Annotated in this window: 15 protein-coding genes and 2 pseudogenes; 14 read left to right on the top strand and 3 right to left on the bottom strand. The window is 46.2% G+C overall.

The annotated features are described in order from the left end of the window. Positions 1–16: 16 nt before the first annotated feature. From F3H20_RS08915 to F3H20_RS08930, 4 genes are all read left to right on the top strand, one after another. Positions 17–1,072, top strand: a complete 1,056-nt coding sequence (locus F3H20_RS08915; protein WP_149734578.1) for a Fic family protein — start codon at positions 17–19, stop codon at positions 1,070–1,072. A gap of 167 nt (positions 1,073–1,239) precedes the next feature. Continuing rightward, positions 1,240–1,824, top strand: a complete 585-nt coding sequence (locus F3H20_RS08920; RefSeq protein ID WP_149734579.1) for an N-acetylmuramoyl-L-alanine amidase family protein — start codon at positions 1,240–1,242, stop codon at positions 1,822–1,824. Between the two features lie 3 nt (positions 1,825–1,827). Beyond that, positions 1,828–2,457 carry a hypothetical protein gene (locus F3H20_RS08925; RefSeq protein WP_149734580.1) on the top strand — a complete coding sequence of 210 codons (630 nt, stop codon included), beginning with the start codon at positions 1,828–1,830 and terminating at the stop codon, positions 2,455–2,457. A 500-nt stretch (positions 2,458–2,957) separates the two neighbouring features. Beyond that, the gene (locus F3H20_RS08930) at positions 2,958–3,149 is read left to right on the top strand and encodes a SymE family type I addiction module toxin (RefSeq protein WP_149734581.1); all 192 of its coding nucleotides are present in this window, start codon (positions 2,958–2,960) and stop codon (positions 3,147–3,149) included. A 402-nt stretch (positions 3,150–3,551) separates the two neighbouring features. Here F3H20_RS08930 and F3H20_RS08935 read toward each other — a convergent pair whose 3' ends face one another. Then, a complete protein-coding gene (locus F3H20_RS08935) occupies positions 3,552–3,746 on the bottom strand; it encodes a uracil-DNA glycosylase family protein (protein WP_149734582.1) in 195 nt (64 codons plus the stop codon). Positions 3,747–3,867: 121 nt separating this feature from the next. Here F3H20_RS08935 and F3H20_RS08940 point away from each other — a divergent pair. The 10 genes and pseudogenes from F3H20_RS08940 to F3H20_RS08990 form a co-directional block, all read left to right on the top strand. Continuing rightward, positions 3,868–4,959, top strand: a pseudogene (locus F3H20_RS08940) (recombinase family protein); the annotation flags it as partial. Between the two features lie 61 nt (positions 4,960–5,020). Next, positions 5,021–6,433: a recombinase family protein gene (locus tag F3H20_RS08945; protein WP_149734583.1), complete on the top strand. Its 1,413-nt coding sequence runs from the start codon at positions 5,021–5,023 to the stop codon at positions 6,431–6,433. 147 nt (positions 6,434–6,580) lie between these two features. Then, positions 6,581–6,907 carry a hypothetical protein gene (locus F3H20_RS08950; RefSeq protein WP_149734584.1) on the top strand — a complete coding sequence of 109 codons (327 nt, stop codon included), beginning with the start codon at positions 6,581–6,583 and terminating at the stop codon, positions 6,905–6,907. Positions 6,908–7,018: 111 nt separating this feature from the next. After that, positions 7,019–8,656: a hypothetical protein gene (locus F3H20_RS08955; protein WP_149734585.1), complete on the top strand. Its 1,638-nt coding sequence runs from the start codon at positions 7,019–7,021 to the stop codon at positions 8,654–8,656. Positions 8,657–8,747: 91 nt separating this feature from the next. Beyond that, positions 8,748–9,335, top strand: a complete 588-nt coding sequence (locus F3H20_RS08960) for a GTP pyrophosphokinase (RefSeq protein ID WP_223191696.1) — start codon at positions 8,748–8,750, stop codon at positions 9,333–9,335. Positions 9,336–9,437: 102 nt separating this feature from the next. Further along, positions 9,438–10,706, top strand: a complete 1,269-nt coding sequence (locus tag F3H20_RS08965) for a hypothetical protein (RefSeq protein WP_149734586.1) — start codon at positions 9,438–9,440, stop codon at positions 10,704–10,706. Continuing rightward, positions 10,696–11,340 carry a hypothetical protein gene (locus tag F3H20_RS08970; protein WP_149734587.1) on the top strand — a complete coding sequence of 215 codons (645 nt, stop codon included), beginning with the start codon at positions 10,696–10,698 and terminating at the stop codon, positions 11,338–11,340. Before F3H20_RS08965 ends, F3H20_RS08970 begins: the two co-directional genes overlap by 11 nt. Then, positions 11,333–14,227, top strand: a complete 2,895-nt coding sequence (locus tag F3H20_RS08975; protein ID WP_149734588.1) for an AAA family ATPase — start codon at positions 11,333–11,335, stop codon at positions 14,225–14,227. The genes F3H20_RS08970 and F3H20_RS08975 overlap by 8 nt, the downstream gene beginning before the upstream one ends. A 10-nt stretch (positions 14,228–14,237) precedes the next feature. Beyond that, the gene (locus tag F3H20_RS08980) at positions 14,238–15,527 is read left to right on the top strand and encodes a Wadjet anti-phage system protein JetD domain-containing protein (protein ID WP_149734589.1); all 1,290 of its coding nucleotides are present in this window, start codon (positions 14,238–14,240) and stop codon (positions 15,525–15,527) included. 293 nt (positions 15,528–15,820) lie between these two features. Further along, positions 15,821–16,330: an RNA polymerase subunit sigma-24 gene (locus F3H20_RS08990; RefSeq protein WP_149734590.1), complete on the top strand. Its 510-nt coding sequence runs from the start codon at positions 15,821–15,823 to the stop codon at positions 16,328–16,330. A gap of 564 nt (positions 16,331–16,894) precedes the next feature. On the opposite strand, the gene F3H20_RS08995 is transcribed toward F3H20_RS08990, so the two are convergent. Together F3H20_RS08995 and F3H20_RS20515 are read right to left on the bottom strand one after the other, a co-directional pair. After that, a complete protein-coding gene (locus tag F3H20_RS08995; protein ID WP_223191697.1) occupies positions 16,895–17,059 on the bottom strand; it encodes an SDR family oxidoreductase in 165 nt (54 codons plus the stop codon). Between the two features lie 100 nt (positions 17,060–17,159). Next, positions 17,160–17,335: pseudogene (locus F3H20_RS20515) on the bottom strand (IS256 family transposase); the annotation flags it as partial.

Genomic DNA, 17,335 nt, shown 5'->3' on the forward strand with positions numbered 1-17,335 from the left:
TGAGGCAGGTGATTGAGTGAGAACCTTTGATTACGGAACAATAAAGCAAGAGCTTTTTACACCGGAAATAGTTAATCTTCTTTCCGCCATACATGAGTATAAAGGTAAGCAGGAGCTGTTCATCGAAGCGCAGCCAGACATACTGAAAGCCATGCTGGAGGTTGCGAAGATACAAAGTACAGGAGCTTCAAACCGGATCGAGGGAATCTACACATCCGAAGCACGCTTAACGGAACTGGTTAAAAACAAGGCTGAGCCAAGAAACCGGAACGAGCAGGAAATTGCCGGCTATCGGGAAGTGCTTAATACCATTCATGAAAGCTACGAATATATTGTTCCTCGCTCCAGCGTAATTTTGCAGTTGCACAGGGATCTTTACTCCTATAATCCAACTTCAATGGGCGGGCGCTATAAGAGTGCGGACAACCTTATCGAAGAAGTGGACAGCTTAGGACAGCGCAGAGTCCGGTTTCAGCCCCTCCCGGCTTATGCAACGCCGGAAGCAATGGATAGCTTATCTAATACATTTTTGAAGTCCTTGGATGCAAGCAAGGTTGACCCGCTATTACTCATCTCCATGTTCATTTTGGATTTTCTCTGCATTCATCCTTTCAGTGACGGAAACGGACGGATGAGCAGGCTGTTGACGCTTTTACTGCTTTACCGGGAAGGATATATAGTCGGAAAATACATCAGCTTTGAGATGATTATTGAAAAGACGAAGGAAGCGTATTACGACGCTTTGGAGCAGAGCTCCCAAGGTTGGCACGAGGAGAAGAACAGCTATGTTCCCTTCGTAAAGTACTACCTTGGCATTGTATTGAATGTCTATAAGGAATTTGAAAGCCGAGTGGAATATATTCGCGCCAAAGGAGTAACGAAAGCTGACCGAATCAGAAATATTTTTGCGGGCAGGGTCGGCAAAATTACCAAGGCTGAACTTTCCGCGCTATGTCCGGATATTAGTGTGACGACGATTGAAAAAGCGTTGTCTGATTTATTGAAGGAAGAGTGTATTCTCAAGGTAGGGACCGGACGCACAACCGCTTATATTCGGAATCAGGAGGAATAAAGAATCTGCATATTGAAATTGATTTCTGCATATTTTGATGGGCTGATGATGCAGAAAAAATTATTAGTAAGGAACTTCAAACATGAGGTTCCTTTTTTGTTACTCATTTTTATAACAGAAACAAGTGATCATAACCAAAGTTGAATTTGAAGAGGGAGAGGTTAAAGATGAGAATAGTCATTGATCCGGGCCATGCGGGCCGAAACATTGATCCCGGCGCAGTTCATGCGGCAACAGGCTTGCAGGAGGCGGATGTCGCGCTGATAATTTCGCGGCAAGTAGCAAGATATCTGCTTAATGTAGGGTATGCGGTGAAACTAACTCGAACCGAATGGGAACAAGAAGAAACGGATGATCTAAGCTATCGGACAGTTCTGGCGAATGACTGGGGCGCCGATATTTTTATTTCTCTTCATTGCAATAGCGCGGCGAATCAGAGCGCGGAAGGCTATGAGGTTTGGACTTCGCCGGGAAATACACTCGGTGACAAGCTTGCCACATGCATATATGGGCAAATTGCCGCCGAGTTTCCCAACCGGGCAGGAAGGACGGATTACTCTGACGGTGATCCCGATAAGGAGTCGCGCTTCTATGTATTGGTCTATACCGACGCGCCTGCCTGCTTGGTGGAAATGGCGTTTATTTCAAATGATGAGGAAGCGGCCTTGTTGGCAAACGCCGCGTGGCGGGACCAGTATGCGAGGGCAATTGCGCGGGGAGTGACTGATTACACAGCGACGCTGGGGGGATGAGGCATGATCCAGGTATTCCAAACTTGGGGAGCAGCCTTTAAGCAAAATAAGTGGCTGATAATGCTCGTTGTTTTCTTCCTATTCATAAGCGCAATGCTTATCTGGCTTTGGCAGCGTGTCCAACAAGCAGAGGAAAAGAACCGACAGGCCGTTGTGCTGCAGCAGGAGCAGCTTGAGAAGACTCAGGCGTTAAGCAAAGCGCTTCATATCTCACAGATGAACGCTAAGGAACTGCAGGCGGCTTATGACAAACTGAAAACTAAGCCGCCTGCTGCCAGTTTTACCGTAAAAGCGCCTTCGTTAGAGGTTGCGGCTGAACAGGTGGCGGAGCGGATCAACAAGCAGGATGCCGCCTTGCCGCCTGCCGCGCTGGAAAAGACCGACCGGACGGCTGTGGTCAAAAACGATAAGGACTACAAGGTGGACGTGTTGAAAATTAATCTGGACAAAGCTTGGGAACTTTCAACAGGGGTAGGCAGCCACCGCGGCGACGCCTATATTCCGCTCGGCGTGCAGCGAAACTACGCTCCGAATAAAGCCATGGCGGTGGAAGCGCATCTGGTGCCGGAGGATTTGGCGAGGGGAAAAATAAAGACCTCCGGCTGGGAGGTCAGGCAGGTTTGGCGGTTTTAAAGTGAAAATATCTTTTGGGTTTAGCCCAGATATCGCTTGCTATTTATAAACACGGAGCTATACTGGTGTCAGGTGGAAATAAAAAAGTCGCCGCGACCTGGAAGTGTTCCCGCACTCCCAAGCTCGCGCAGGTGAGTAAGCACCTACACGTAACAGCCAAGCTGTCCACGACGACAATTTTATTATACAGCGCGCCCTTCTTTTCAACAAGCAAGGAAACGCCTTTTCTGTGTAATGAAAATGGTCAGGCTCGGGCAGGGGCTGAGCGGCTGCATGCGGAAAAACCGACGAAAGCCAAGGAGAACTACAATGGCGGGCTACGCCGGCCGGTCCTTGGAGTACGTCGGACAACTAAGCCTTTCAGCGCATGTGTAGGTCGATAGAGGCCTGGCGTGCGCTTTTTGATTTCCCCCGCAAAACAGGCTCCGTCCGTTTCTTTTCCGCCATTGAAGCGGCGGAGGCTTCGGCGCGGCCTGAATATCAGGGGAGGTGGCTGACCGATGCCAGAGAAGACAAGGCTAAACCGTAGGCTGTCCGTCTATTATCTTTACCAGAACAACAAGCCGGTGCCGATTATCCGGCTGCAGGGAAAATGGCTCCGGAGGCTTGGCTTTGAGCCGGGCGGCAAGATTACAGTGGTTGCAAGAAAAGGCCTGTTGCTTGTCAGGCTTATTCCCGATGCCGAAGCATAGGCACAGGCTAACAAAAATGAACAACAATCAAGACCTTCGGCTGGGGACTATTGGCTAAGTGGGTATTATGTTTGCTCCTGGTTTACCAAGCCGGCCAATTCGTGCCAATAGCCAGGCTCCCAATACCGCCTCGCCGCTCCCGAAGTCGAGGGCGCTACAAGAATAGCGGCAGGATTGTCCTTCATGAGGCAAGGGCCATAGCTGATCTGGGAGGTTTTTCGCCTGCGCTGGTCTTGCCGGCTGAAAAATAAGGCGGCCGCGCTTTGCCGTTGAAACAAATGACTTGGGGGCGAAAAAGGGCCAGCTTTTGCACAAAAGCTTCCAAGTCATATTCTTTTTGCGCGATTTTCGCGTCCACGCCGGCCGCTTTTTTTGCGATGTCTGTCAATCCAATGCCATAGCTTAGCAATCCAGATACTCTGAAGTGTGCAGCAGGCGGTCTGTCAAGCCGGTTTCATGAAGTATCCTCCAAAATCTGTTGTTTTCGCCTGCATAATAAGAGCCAAGCTTGGCGGAATGTTCGGCAGCAGCTGTTCCGCAAATAACAAGCTTCAGATTGGGACGCAAGACGTCTGGCAGAATGTCGCTGGTTGGCATGTGCTCATCACCTCTAGCCTTGATTATTCTTGGCTGGAGTTGACTTTCCTCTATTTTAGTTGACTTTACGGTACTTTAGAGTGATGTATAGGTATGGAATTTGATAGAAAGGAGCAGGCTTATGCGGGTCAGAATCATTGAACCAGTGAGTTGGGTGCAGCTAAAACGCAAACGGGTCTGTGCTTATGCCAGGGTATCTTCTGGCAGCGAAGCCCAAGGCGAGTCGCTGGAAAACCAAACCACCTATTATCGGAAGCTGATTGCAGCCAATCCGGAATATGAATATGTTGACATTTTTGCAGACTATGGAACCACCGGCACCAAGGAAGCGCGGCCGGAGTTTCAAAGGATGCTGGCTTTGGCGAGAACAAGGGAAATTGACTTAATTCTAACGAAATCCATCTCCCGTTTTGCCCGCAACACAACGCTGGTGCTGGAGACGGTCAGGGAGTTAAAGGAACTGGGGGTAGAAGTCGTTTTTGAAAAAGACAATATTTCGACCTTTACGAGGGACGGCGAGCTGATGCTTACCGTCCTCTCTTCTTTTGCCCAGGAAGAAAGCAAAAGCGCCAGTGAAAATCTCAAGTGGCGGTATCGGCGAAAATTTGAGCAAGGGGAACTGGCCCTCAATGTCACCCGGTTTTTGGGCTATGACAAAAACAAGCACGGCGAATTGGTGATCAACCCAATTCAAGCCAAAGTGGTCGAGCGTATTTTCGCCGACTATGTCAGCGGCAAGGGAAGCTTTGTCATTGCCAGAGAACTGAACGCCGCAGGGGTTAGGACAGTGGCAGGAGGCAAGTGGCACTCCGGCACTGTGCTGAATATCCTCAAAAACGAAAAATACAAGGGCGATGCCAAGCTGCAAAAGACCTACAGCAAGGACCATCTCAGCAAAAAGAAGTGCGTCAATCACGGCGAGGTCGAAAGCTTCTATATCGAGAATAACCATCCGCCAATCGTAAGCAGAGAAATCTGGGATGAAACACAAAGACTGATTATTTTGCGCGCTAAGGCCAAGGGCAATGTAGAAGAAACCAAAAACAAGTACCAAAACCGCTATCCGCTGACGGGGATGCTGCTGTGCAGCAAGTGCGGGGCGCCTTTGCGCCGGAGAACTTGGAACAGCAAATATTGCTGTAAAAAAGTGGTGTGGCAATGCAGCACCTATATTAAAAACGGTAAAAACGCCTGCCAGGGCACAACGATTGAAGATGATGAGATTGGCAGAGTGAATATACAAACCGAAACCGTGGTCGAGGAGGTTATGACAAATGGCAAAAAACATTACCGTTATACCAGCCAAGGCGAACCGGACAAGCCTTGCGGAAAACCTAGAGCTACAGAAAAAACGTGTAGCCGCGTACTGCCGGGTATCGACCGATCAGGAAGAGCAGTTATCAAGCTACGAAGCCCAGGTTAACTACTACACGAACTATATCGAAAAACATCCGGATTATAAATTTGCCGGCATTTATGCCGATGAGGGCATCAGCGGCACCACCACCAAAAAGCGCGAGCAGTTTAACAGGATGATTGAAGACTGCAAAGCTGGAAAAATCGATAGGATCATCACGAAATCCATCTCGCGGTTTGCCAGAAACACATTGGATACCTTGACCTATGTTCGGATGCTCAAAGAGTTAGGGATCGAAGTGTTTTTCGAGAAGGAAAATATAAGAACCCTTGACAGCAAGGGAGAGGTGCTTTTATCCATTTTAAGTTCACTTGCGCAAGACGAGTCGCGATCAATCTCGGAAAACTCGACCTGGGGCATCCGACGGCGTTTTGAGCAGGGCAAGCTGCATGTTAATCACACCAAGTTTTTGGGATATGACAAAGATAAAAACGGCAACCTCGTTGTCAATGAAAAGCAGGCTAAAATCGTCAGACGCATTTACACAGAATTCCTTGACGGCAAAGGAGCCAACCGGATCGCGAGAGACTTGGAGTTGGGCGGCGTAGCAAACTGGAATGGCAAGGCCAAATGGTATGAAGGCAGCATCCGGAAAATGCTTACCAATGAGAAATATAAGGGCGACGCGCTGCTACAGAAAACCTACACTGTTGATTTCTTGAGCAAAAAACGGGCAGACAACAATGGCCAGGTGCCGCAGTATTATGTGGAAGATAGCCATCCAGCAATTATTGACAAAGAAATGTGGGAAGCGGTGCAGCTTGAGATGGAGCGCAGGCGGAATTTTGCTCTGCAGTATGGCATTCAGAAGCTTGAGTACGCGACAACGGACAATCCTTTTGCGGGTAGAGTCATCTGCGGCTCCTGCGGTCAGGTTTTTGGCAGGAAGGTTTGGAACTCAACTGATGACCGGTTCAGGCGGATTATCTGGCGCTGCAACGGCAAATATCCGGCGAAGGGCGAAAAGGGCTGTGAAAGCAGGCATATCGATGATGTGGTTTTATATCAGGCTTTCGTTGATGTATTTAATACGCTGGTCGAAAACAAAGAGTATTTTCTCGGTAAATGGAAAAAACTGCGGGGAAGTGACAATCCGCTTCAACGCTACAAAGCAAAACAGTTTTCCAAAATCATTGTTGAGGCAGGGCGGATCAGTAAATTTGATATTGACCTCTATTTTGCCCTGACGGAAAAAATAGAGGTATTTGGCGAGGGCAGATTGGGTGTCAGTTTGCTTGACGGTACAGAACTCGAATGCCTAATTGAATAGAAGCAAAAAAAGGCCAGTTGGGGTTAGATTTATCACCTTGACCGGCTTTTTTGTCATATTTAAACAGATTTATGGAATATTTTGTAGATGATTATTTGTGTGAATTGTATAATGAAGTTAATATTGGAAATAGTCGGAGGTGAGAAAGTGGACAAGTACTCGGATGATGAAATAAGGAGTTGCAAGAAAATCACATTACAAATCGCGGCGGGCTATTTGGGGATTTCTCCCTTAGCGGTGGGCCTTGGCATGAGAAATGATTTGTTGCCGATAGGTTTTGCCATTAAACATGAGGATCGATATTCTGAAAGCTGGGGCTATCATATTATTGATGAGCGGCTGATAGCATATAAGCATGGGAAAATAACGAACATTCAGGTGCAAAACATTGAGAAAAACCTGGAAACGATTATTTCTAAGTTTGAGGAGATGAAAAAAGACCTGCTTTTTATATTAAGCGAAAGCGCGGAGTAGGCGATATACGACTTTTTGAATACGCGTTTTCGCTTTCATGGGATAATGACTACGTGCATGGCGATTTGCAGCAGTACCTACACTCCATACTGGACAAAAGGGGGAAGGATATTGACTGAGGAGCAAGCTTCTAAAATAACCAGAGAGCAGCTTTATAATGAAATTTGGGAAATATCTGTAGCCGGCGTCGCGAAAAAGTATAACGCTAACTATAATGATCTGTTGAAATTGTGCAAAGAAGCAGATGTTCCGGTTCCTCCCTCGGGATACTGGGTGAAATTACAGTATGGAAAGCCAGTTGTGCAGCTGCCGCTCCCGGAATCCACTATCGCTGAAGTAACGCTTCCTGGCAACGACAAGCCGAAACGCATACGCAAGGCTGTTGCAGAAAAAAGTGTTGAAAAAGCTTTGAATCATGAAGACGCGCCGGAAAAAACGCCGGAAGATGACAGTGGCAACAACTCTGGCGATGAAACTGGGGATAATTTTGACGATGCTGAAGACGATTATGTTTCTTATTGGGGTGTGAGCGGCAAGCACAATACCTATAAACGAGAAAAATTGTACAAAGAGGTTTGGGCCAACCCGGTTGTTAAAGTTGCTGCGCAATATGGAGTATCAGACGTTGCGATTCATAAAATTTGCAAAAAGCTAAATGTTCCTACCCCTCCGTTAGGATATTGGGCAAAAGTTAACGCCGGAGCGAAAGTGGCAAAAACTCCCCTGCCCAAAACTAATGGGCCTACGCAGATTACTGGGGCAAAAACTTTTGAGGGAGTCAAGGAAAAGATTGCTGATCCTGCAAAACAACCGCTCGAATTTCTATCAGATACCGAAAGGGAAAAGGTACTAAGCGCTGTCAAGGAAATCGAGATGCCTGCTGAAAATGCTCAACTGCATAAAAAAATAGCTGCCTACAGGGCTGTGGTCAGAGAGTGGAACCAAAAAGACAGGAAATCTGAAGGGGCGCAAAGGAAAAGGGATTATAATTACAGTCCTCCCTTTTTGGCCGGAGTGATTTCCAATGAGTCGCTTCCGCGCGTGTACCGGATACTTGACGCTTTATTTCGCCATGTTGAAAAGCTCGGCGGATCGGTCAATGATGACCTTTCGCTTCGTGTCAGGAATGAACATGTCCGTATTGAAATTGCTGAGGGCCAGGATAAGGTCGAGCATGTAATTACAAAACAGGAAGCGCAAGCCCTTATTAAGTATAGAGATGAGAAACGTCGTAGCTCATGGGCATCAGAGCCGCAGATCCGCAAATATGACTATGTGTTCAACGGAAGGCTTAGAATAAACATTCGGGAGAGTCGATATTTCAGAGATACGGATAAAATTAATGTTGAATCTCGGCTTGGCGAAATGTTAATAGAGTTTTATGAGGAATCTGAAGCGGTTCGCCTTGACCGAGAAGCGAAAGAAGAGGAAGCTCGCAAAAAGGCAGAAGCTGAACGTCGGAAGGAAGAACGGCGGAAAAAATACAATGAGGAAGTTGAGCGAACAATAGCACTGGAAAACGCCGCACTCGACTATGCGACTGCGTGTAGAATCCGCGCTTATGTTAAGGCTGTTGAAACTTCCTGTGGCCAAGATGGATTGGATGAGGAAACGGCCGCATGGGTTGACTGGGCGACGAAAAAAGCCGATTGGTTTGATCCAACGGTGGCCAGAGATGACGAATTGTTTGGAGAACGCGAACACGAAAAAAGTTCTAGTGAGAAGGCGCTTAAAGAAATTTGGCGTTAGTGATCGAGTTGGTGTTGCAGACATAGGGGTTATTTTGAAAGAGATAAAACAAACAGCATGATCTCTGGTAAGAATGACTGGAGGGTTTTACATGTTAAATAAAGCTATAAAAATAGCGACTACTGCACATGGCGGGCAATTTGATAAAGCTGGGGCGCCATACATATTTCATCCTCTTAGGGTGATGATGGCAGGCAAGAGCGATATTGAACGTATATGTGGGGTTTTACACGATACCATTGAGGATAGTGACATTACTTTGGAATTTTTGCAGAAAGAAGGTTTTTCGGAGGAAATACTGGCGGTTCTAGATTGTTTAACAAAACGTCATGGAGAAAACTACGATGATTTTATCAGCAGAATTCTTATAAACAAAACCGCATGTTTGGTCAAACTTGCTGATTTGCATGACAATATGGATTTGTCAAGGATTAGTGATCCCACCGATGAAGACAAAGCTCGAATTGAAAAGTATAGCAGGGCCGTTGAAAGGATATATGATGTTTTGCCTATGAGTTCTGGAGTAAAAGGCGAACGGATTATAAAGGTTGATGGGTGCGTAACTATCCAGCCGTATATGACACATGATGATTTCTGGCATAGATTCATTCGCTTTGTAGAAAATCAGGGATGGTATTATATGGGCGTTACAGATGATGTGACAGATGAGAAGGAATAGAGTTTTTGCATAGTCACAGGGAATAAATATATGCTGGTTTTCATGTGTGTTTATGTCTGCCATACTTAAACTAGGAACCTCATATGACAGGAGGAGAAATAGATGCTTTCTCATAAAAATCCGCGGGAAGATGATTATGATTCGTCACATGACCATATAGTTGCAGCCAAGAAGTTAGAACCATATTACCCGCTTTTCGAAGTGTTTCGTACGCGTGACACGAAGATGGTGACGCTTATTTTGGCTGCTGCCCGGACGATTTATGAAACACTTGGTACGTTCTCCTATTTTGAACTCGACCAGGCACTCGGTTACCTACATAAAAAAAATCGGCACCAGGTGATCGATTATCTCAGAAGAAGTCGGTGGATTGAACATAATGGCATCGATTATGAGATGTCAGACCGGGTTAAATCTTTCATCTACTTTATCTTCACATCTCTGGATCGTAATGATCTCTCAATCAGTCAAACTATTCACCTTAGCCTAGCTGAAGCGGAAATGTCCTCTATGTATAACTACAGCGAAGATGTTGTCGAAGATCTCTATGTGGGAAAATTGTTTTCAGCGCTAACCAATCAAAATGATCGGCTGGATCGGATTATTCATAAACGTGATCGGCAACAGATTTGGAAGATTGTTACATCGAATGAAGGCAAGGATATTGTAAAATCCATAAAAACAATCCAAAAGAAAGTGCGGGACACTCACTCCGGCGTATTTGCCAGTCTTCAAAAACAGCAAGATATCCATGATCTATGCAGTCAGTTGCTCAACAAAATTTCTCAACTCGGTGAAATATGCAACGAACTGATAGGAGAGAATACCAGGTCAATAGGTGAATATATCACGCCGGATATGCTGGATGCGTATCTTGCTAATGCTTCAATCGAGCAATTGGCCTGTATCGCTGAACCTTATTTCGCAGCACCCAAACAAATCATGCAGCTCCGGGAGGAGACAGTTATTGCCAAGGCCACAACACTCTTCAATAACCAACCAGAGGACTATGTAGAGATGACTCCACCGCCGGAGCCGGTTAGTTTTATCGAAGAAGAGGTTGTCAGTGAGATTGTCGGTAATCCGTTGGATATGCTGTATCACCAGATTGTTGCACGAATGGGAGTTAAGCGGGAGAAAGACATCGATGACTTGCTTTTCGAAAACATGGATAAGTTCGGAATGGCCGTATACAGAACAGGGCAAACCATAAAACTATGCCAGGACATTGAGGCCACGTCTGACAGCAGGCACCACAGAATTTCCTTCGAGGTGAAGGACGAAATGAAAAGCATCTACTATGGTCCGGTTGAAGAGATGAACCGCACCATAGTGAAATGCGAGAAAGGACCTGAAAAGGATGGAAAGTAGCGTAATTCAATTGTCTCCTGAAGTTCAGCGCATATGTTCTATGTTTCATTTTGGTTGGGCTTCCAGGAAGGACCTCGACCTTGAGAAAGACTTTGGACTGTTCAGTGCGGTGAGGCAGGCGCTTGGCGTGATGGGCTACGACCTCCTTACCACTCCGGAATGGTACGTTATCCGGCTCCGCAAGGAGTTCGACAACGATACTTTCGATCAGTTCCATAAGCGCTATAGAGATATCAATCGCAGTCATTTGGCGATGATCAATATTCTTTACGTAAAACTGATTCTCCCGACAAAAATGAAGGCGATTTCTGATGATGCTCCTGGTACCCGTCCGTACATTACACATGAGGAAATACTCTATAACTATGGGGCGAAATTCCAAAACCGTAAAGCCAATCCCGAAAAACGGATTTCCGAAATATTGAAGGTTTTGATGAAATACGGTTTTGTGATCCAACCCCATGCAGGATTACTCAAATATGAGGCTGGACCGGCTCTTTACATGCTTCGGGAGGAACTCATGGATAAAACCTATGAGACCGTTATGCGGGGCTTTGTCCAAGAAATGCAGGAGTCGATGCAAGAGTCCGAAGCAGAGGAAGGAATTCTAGAGGAGGAGCAGGCAAATGATTGAAGATTTCATGACGGCTTACTGGGGTAAACTCCCTCTTACAGACAAGCCTTACCCTGTTCATCCGAAAGTAAACGCTTTTGTCGGTCAGTCCGGGCACGGTAAAACCACTATCATGGACGGTATCCGCACGGCTCTTGGCGATACCACCTTCGAAACGAATCGTGGCATCGGTTACTACGTTAATAAGAAAAGTACTTGGGCAATTGTCCGAGTTGGTTTCTATAATCGGCAGATTGATAACCGGGTGCAGATGGATGCCCAAAAGCCTTTCGAGATGTATGGATACCGCGAAGATAAGATTGTAGTATGTTGTCGTGTATTCAAAAATAGTGAAGGACGCTGGAACAAGGAGTATTATGTTTTCGACGGCGAATTTACCGACCTCAAAGGGTTGGCTGAAAATCCGAAAGCTTACAAGCAAGCGCTCCAAACTCAGGAAAAGTATCGTAAAATGCTGGAAGACTGTATCGGCCTGAGCGCATCCTTCCGGCGCCTGATGTCCATGGACCCCCATTCTGTACGGGACTTGGTGGACAAATCCCCCGAAGCCCTATATCAACAAATATATGAACTTAAGGGTGTCAAAGACATAAAAAACCGCTACGAGGATGCAAAACAGCGCCTTTCTGCGCAGAAGAAGGCTTGCGAGACTTTAAAGGAAGAGCTTGACGCGGCAAAAAACCGCTATGCAGATTTGGGTGCTAAAGTCGAACTCTACAAGCAGCATAAACTTAAAGTCACACAAAAAGAGCGGCTGGATGTGATGAGAGCGAAGGTTGTCTTCATGGAAACTGAGGAGCAGATGGATAAACTCACGTCGGAAATTGTAACTGCGGCGGACGAAATTCAGCGACTGGAGAGTGAAATCAACCAAAGTCAAATCCTTATTCAGGAATGCGACGCCAAGATAGACAAACTGGCTGCAGCATCGAAAGCAGCATCGGTGCTAATCGGTTCGCTCAATGCAGATTGCGACATCCTGGCGAGACAATCAACCGAGAAGGACCTGACACTTCAACGCCTGTTACAAGATATAGAACGCATTGCAAAAATCCAGCCGATCAGCATAGAAGATCTCAGAGCAGAACTTGATACAGCTACGCAACAGTACAACGCTCTCCTGGTCGAAACGGTGCAATTGCAGAAGGCGGTTCAAGCCATAGACTCTGACCTGATGCGCCTGAATCGCAATAAAGTCCTGTTTCCTACTTGGGTGGACAAATACCGTAGTCATCTTGCCCAAGCAAACATTGAGTTTACAATGCTGGCTGATGCTATTTCAATTAAAGGGCAACATACAGAATGGCAGAGGGCGATAGAAGCATTCCTGGGGCGGGAACGATATCGAATCGTGGTTTCCCAAAATGATTACTTACCGGCCAAGAAACTTCAGCAGTCAGCCCAATATGGTGCTAGGGTATGCTTACCCAAAGCGCCGCGTGGAGCCGTTGCGAAATCACAGGGAAAACTGCTTTCGATTTATGATGCTATAGAAATTAAAAATGAGCAAATGATCGGCGGCTATTTGGAACACCTAAAAACTGTACACTTGGTCCGTACCGTGGAAGAGGGCGACTTTTTGCAAAAGCAGGGTTTAGTTTCCATCACGATTGAGGGGTTGCAGCAAGACGGCGATGGCGCGATCTTTCGACATGTCGACCTGCTTTGTTGCGGCAAGTCTGCGCTAGAATTGGAAAAAGCTCGGTTGCAAAGCAAGATGGAGGCCCTTAAAAGTGAACTTGGGTCCCAAGAATCGAAACTGGCAGATTCGAAAACTGCAGTTAATACCTATGACGATTGGATTAAGCAGCAAGAGGAATATCTGACGCTTGAAAGTTTGCAAGCGAAGGCCGATCTTCTACAGTCCGAGGTTTATTTGGTATCTGCCAACTTGACTGCCGCTAAGGAAAAAAGAGCCGAGACGGAAAAGGCGCAGATTGACGCCCTCGAGGAAGTCGGAAACGTAAGGAGCCAGAAAGCGGTACTAGAGACTCAGACGACTGCCAATGGAAACATCATCGCTAACGCAAAACGACGTCTACGGTCGAACGAGATTGACCTTGGTCAAAATAAGGTTAAGTTGGACATGTTTCGTCAGGCGCTGATAGACTTCGGGTTATCTGAGGACGATATGGACTTCATCCCCCAGGATTTGGCTGGGGCTGATTACAGGGATGATCAGGGCAATCGGATTTCATCTATCTATTTCGAGAATGAAGCAAAGAAGTTGGATAGTGAAATTAAAGAATTTATGGCAAACCACAAAGATATCGACGACACCACAGTGCAGCTATATGCCGCTCAGGCCGGCATTGTCGAGAGTCAGGAAAAGCGGCTGAAGGCAAACGAAGATCTGCGGATGGAAGTGGAAGAGGAGACGCAAAATTGCCTTTACGCATTAACCAGGCACATTAAAGAGATTATCAATGACTATATCGATGAATTTAATGTGCTCGCCGAATTGTTGCGTGCTGAAGGTAAAGGGCGCCTGGAAACCCCTACCGATGATCCCGCCGGCTGGGAACTCCATATGTTTATTGGCTTCGACGGGAAGAAGCCGGCGCCGATAAACGGCCCTGACCTATCACAGGGACAACGAGCCTGTACAAGCCTTATGCTCCTCTTAGCCGCGATCAGTAACCGAAAGAATGGCGGGCTCATGCCAATCATGTTCTTGGATGAACCGCGCTCCAGGCTGGATGACGACCGCGGCAATGAAGTGGGCTGGCTCCTACAGGTGACCGACGTCCAGTATTTCATCACGCACCAACAGGGCGAATCGTTGAAATCGGTTGATTGGATTAACCACGCTTACACTTGCATCAAATGCGGTGAAGACGAACTGTTCACTCAGCCGATGATTCTGAAGCGGATGAGAACGGCATAAGGAGATATTGATGATTAATGACGCTGAATCTATCATCAGCAAGATGACAAGAGTTGAGGGGATTAAGTTTCCTGTGGCAAGAGTGCAGCGAGGCAGGGATTATGCCGGCCTTGCAATTTTTGATAAGCCCCATAACCTAAAACCTTTGATGCAGGAGTTGGTTAAGGATTTATCTAGGGGAGAAAAGCAATATCCTCCTCTGGAAAGGAGATACTCAAAAAAATACTCTATGGTCGACTTTCTCGATGCCATGGAGATTCTAACTATTGCTGGTATCATCCAGGTCGAAAGCAAAAATGTGCAGCCTAAAACCCAGTTGAAATGGAAAATAAGAAAGCTGGCGCTCGACCCGCGTGCCGAGGATGAACTGGAAGAAAGTGAACCTTCTAAAGAGACGGAACCCTTTAATATAGGGGCAGAGGCTGAAACCATCCTTGGCCCGCTATCAGGAATTTTGGCCGATTTAGTGAGAAAAGCAGTATTCGAGGAGCAAATCTTGGATGAATTCGGAAATGTTCTTGCTACGCCGAAAGCCATGGTCAAGTACAGATCAGTCATTTTAGCTTTAGCTTGGGCGGCAAAACTGATGGCTGAGAAACGTCGGGAGCCTCTGCGTGTCGTATCTCAACGGGTTTGGGGTGACAGTAAGCGGTTAGACGCTTACAAGGCCGAAATTGTTGCAGCCGGGAGAGATACACTTGATAACCTGCATCTTACGGCAACCTTTGAGACTACACTGGTTCACGGGAATGTGTCTTTCAAGGTCAACGGTATTTTTGGCACAATGCATGCCGGAATTCCGGCATGTTTGACAGATGCGACTATTGATAAATTGACAATCACGTCCGCACCGATAGACGGTATATTTATCATTGAGAACATAGCCGTCTTTCGTGAGGTGTTGTACCGCCGATACTTGACCCGGCCCAATATTTTCGTCATGTTCGGTGAAGGTTTTCTGTCTTCATCAAAACGTACTCTATTACGAAAGCTAATGGAAGCAACTAGAGCCATCGTAGTGTACGTGTGGGGAGATATTGACGCAAGCGGGCTCCAAATTGTCGAAGACATACATAACGTTTGCGTCGAGTGTGGAAGCCACGTAGCGCCGGTGCTGATGTCGGAAGACGAACTTGAGTTAACTTGTGGGAAATTCATTGGTTCTGCACATACAGCGCTTGATAGTCCGGTACTTTGCCGCATTTTTCCCGATGTCGTTGAAAAAGTAAGGGAAGGCGCAACAATGGAGCAGGAGGAACTTCTGATTCATTGGGATAAAATCGAAAGTAAATTGCCATAGAAACCAAGACGGATTTTTCTAGGCGGGAGCATTTTGAGTCAAAAGCACTCGGGAGTAAGGTTGCTTGCCTTTTTATATTGCCCTGTTGATCAGCACCTTTGTGTTTTTTTCAAAGACAATGCGCAAGGAGAGGCAAAACGAGTCGCGGTCAATTTCGGGAAATTCTACCTGGAGAATTCGGCGGCGTTTTGAGCAAGGCAAGCTGCATGTTAATCACACTAAATTTTTGGGATATCTCCTCCTTGACAAGCGTCATTTTTTGAGTGATGAATGCTTGTTAAGGAGGGATAATCATGACAAACGGACAAAGGCAAAAGATTAAAATGCTGCGGTACCAAGGGGTTGGGTATGGAAAAATAGCAAAGGCTACAGGGCTATCAAGAGATTCGGTTAGGAATTATTGTATTAGAGAAGGTTTAAATGGATATGCATCAGAGTTAGTGACAGAATACCGCGAAGTAATGAAAGAGGAAATGCTTTTTGTTGTTTGCCTTAATTGCGGCGTAAAACTTGAGCAAAATAGTATCGGACGGAAGCGGAAATACTGTTCATTGAGTTGTAAAAGAGAATGGGAAAAGGATCATCGAAAACCATATGCCCACAAATGTGAATATTGCGGGAAAGAATTCCAATCGTTAGGGGTTATCTGGCGTAAGTTCTGTAGCCCAGAATGTTATCGTAGGGATCGTTTTTGGCGGGAAGAAGATGCGGCGGAGGTTGCTCAGAAAATTTTACAGTTTAAAAAGGTAAATCATTTGCCGAAGTGGCTTAGAGATTTGTTGCTAGCGGACACCGAGAATTGAGTGGGTATTTGTATTATGGAAAAGCGTGGAAATATGTTGTGGTGGGTATGCGCTAATTGATTTGAGGCAGTATGTGTCCAGTTATTCTTTATAAAACGGGCAGTTTTCGGCAAAGAAGCGGCATGGCGCGTAGCTGTAGTTTTGGCTTACCTACTTTTGCCACCTAGAGCGTATGCTGAGCAATAATTATGCAAGATTTTATCACGTTTCCGCCAAAGGACATGAGGAGTGCAAAGTTCTGCTGAAAAGAAAACATAGCCCGTGGGTCCAGGGAAGGACTAGGTTCACGGGCTGTGGGAAAATGTGTGGAATTTGTTCTCGCAGACATAGGAATAAAATATTGAAGGAATAGGATTCAAATTTTCATCACGTGTCACGCTGGTTACTTTTTTGTTGCCTCATAGCAGTTCATGTGTAATACGTATAAAAGGTGTCCGCCGTTACCAACAGCGGACACCTTTTATACGTAATGTTTGCTTTTTCATAGTAATGCTAACCCCTTTATCATCTTTCGGTGACAGTATTTTATCTCATGCTATTCTATTGGCGCGGGCAGGTGCTCCACTAAACTTGCCCAAGTCCCCCATCAACGGTAATTTCACCGCCAGTTACGTAGGAGGAATCGGCAGAAGCAAGGTAAAGGACGGCTTTAGCGACTTCTTCCGGCTGGCCCCAGCGTTTCATTGGAACGCTGGCTTGGGTGTATCCCTGATTTTGTGTAAACTCCAAATAGCATAAAAAAGAGCAATATTTTTTAAGAGGGCAAAACAGTCAGATAGGCTGATTGCCCCTCTGTTAGCATTATACGAAAACTAGCCCGGCTGTCAAGCTAGTCCAGCCGGTCGGCAAAGAATATTTCTAATTGGGAATGGATTTGTCCCCAGTCTTTACGTCGCCCCGTCCACTTTTTAGTAATATCAATCATAGCCAGGTACAACATTTTTAACAAGCTGTCATCAGTAGGAAATACGGATTTTGCCTTAGTCACTTTGCGCAGCTGACGAT

This window comes from Propionispora hippei DSM 15287 (assembly GCF_900141835.1).
Classification (GTDB): Bacteria; Bacillota; Negativicutes; order Propionisporales; family Propionisporaceae; genus Propionispora; species Propionispora hippei.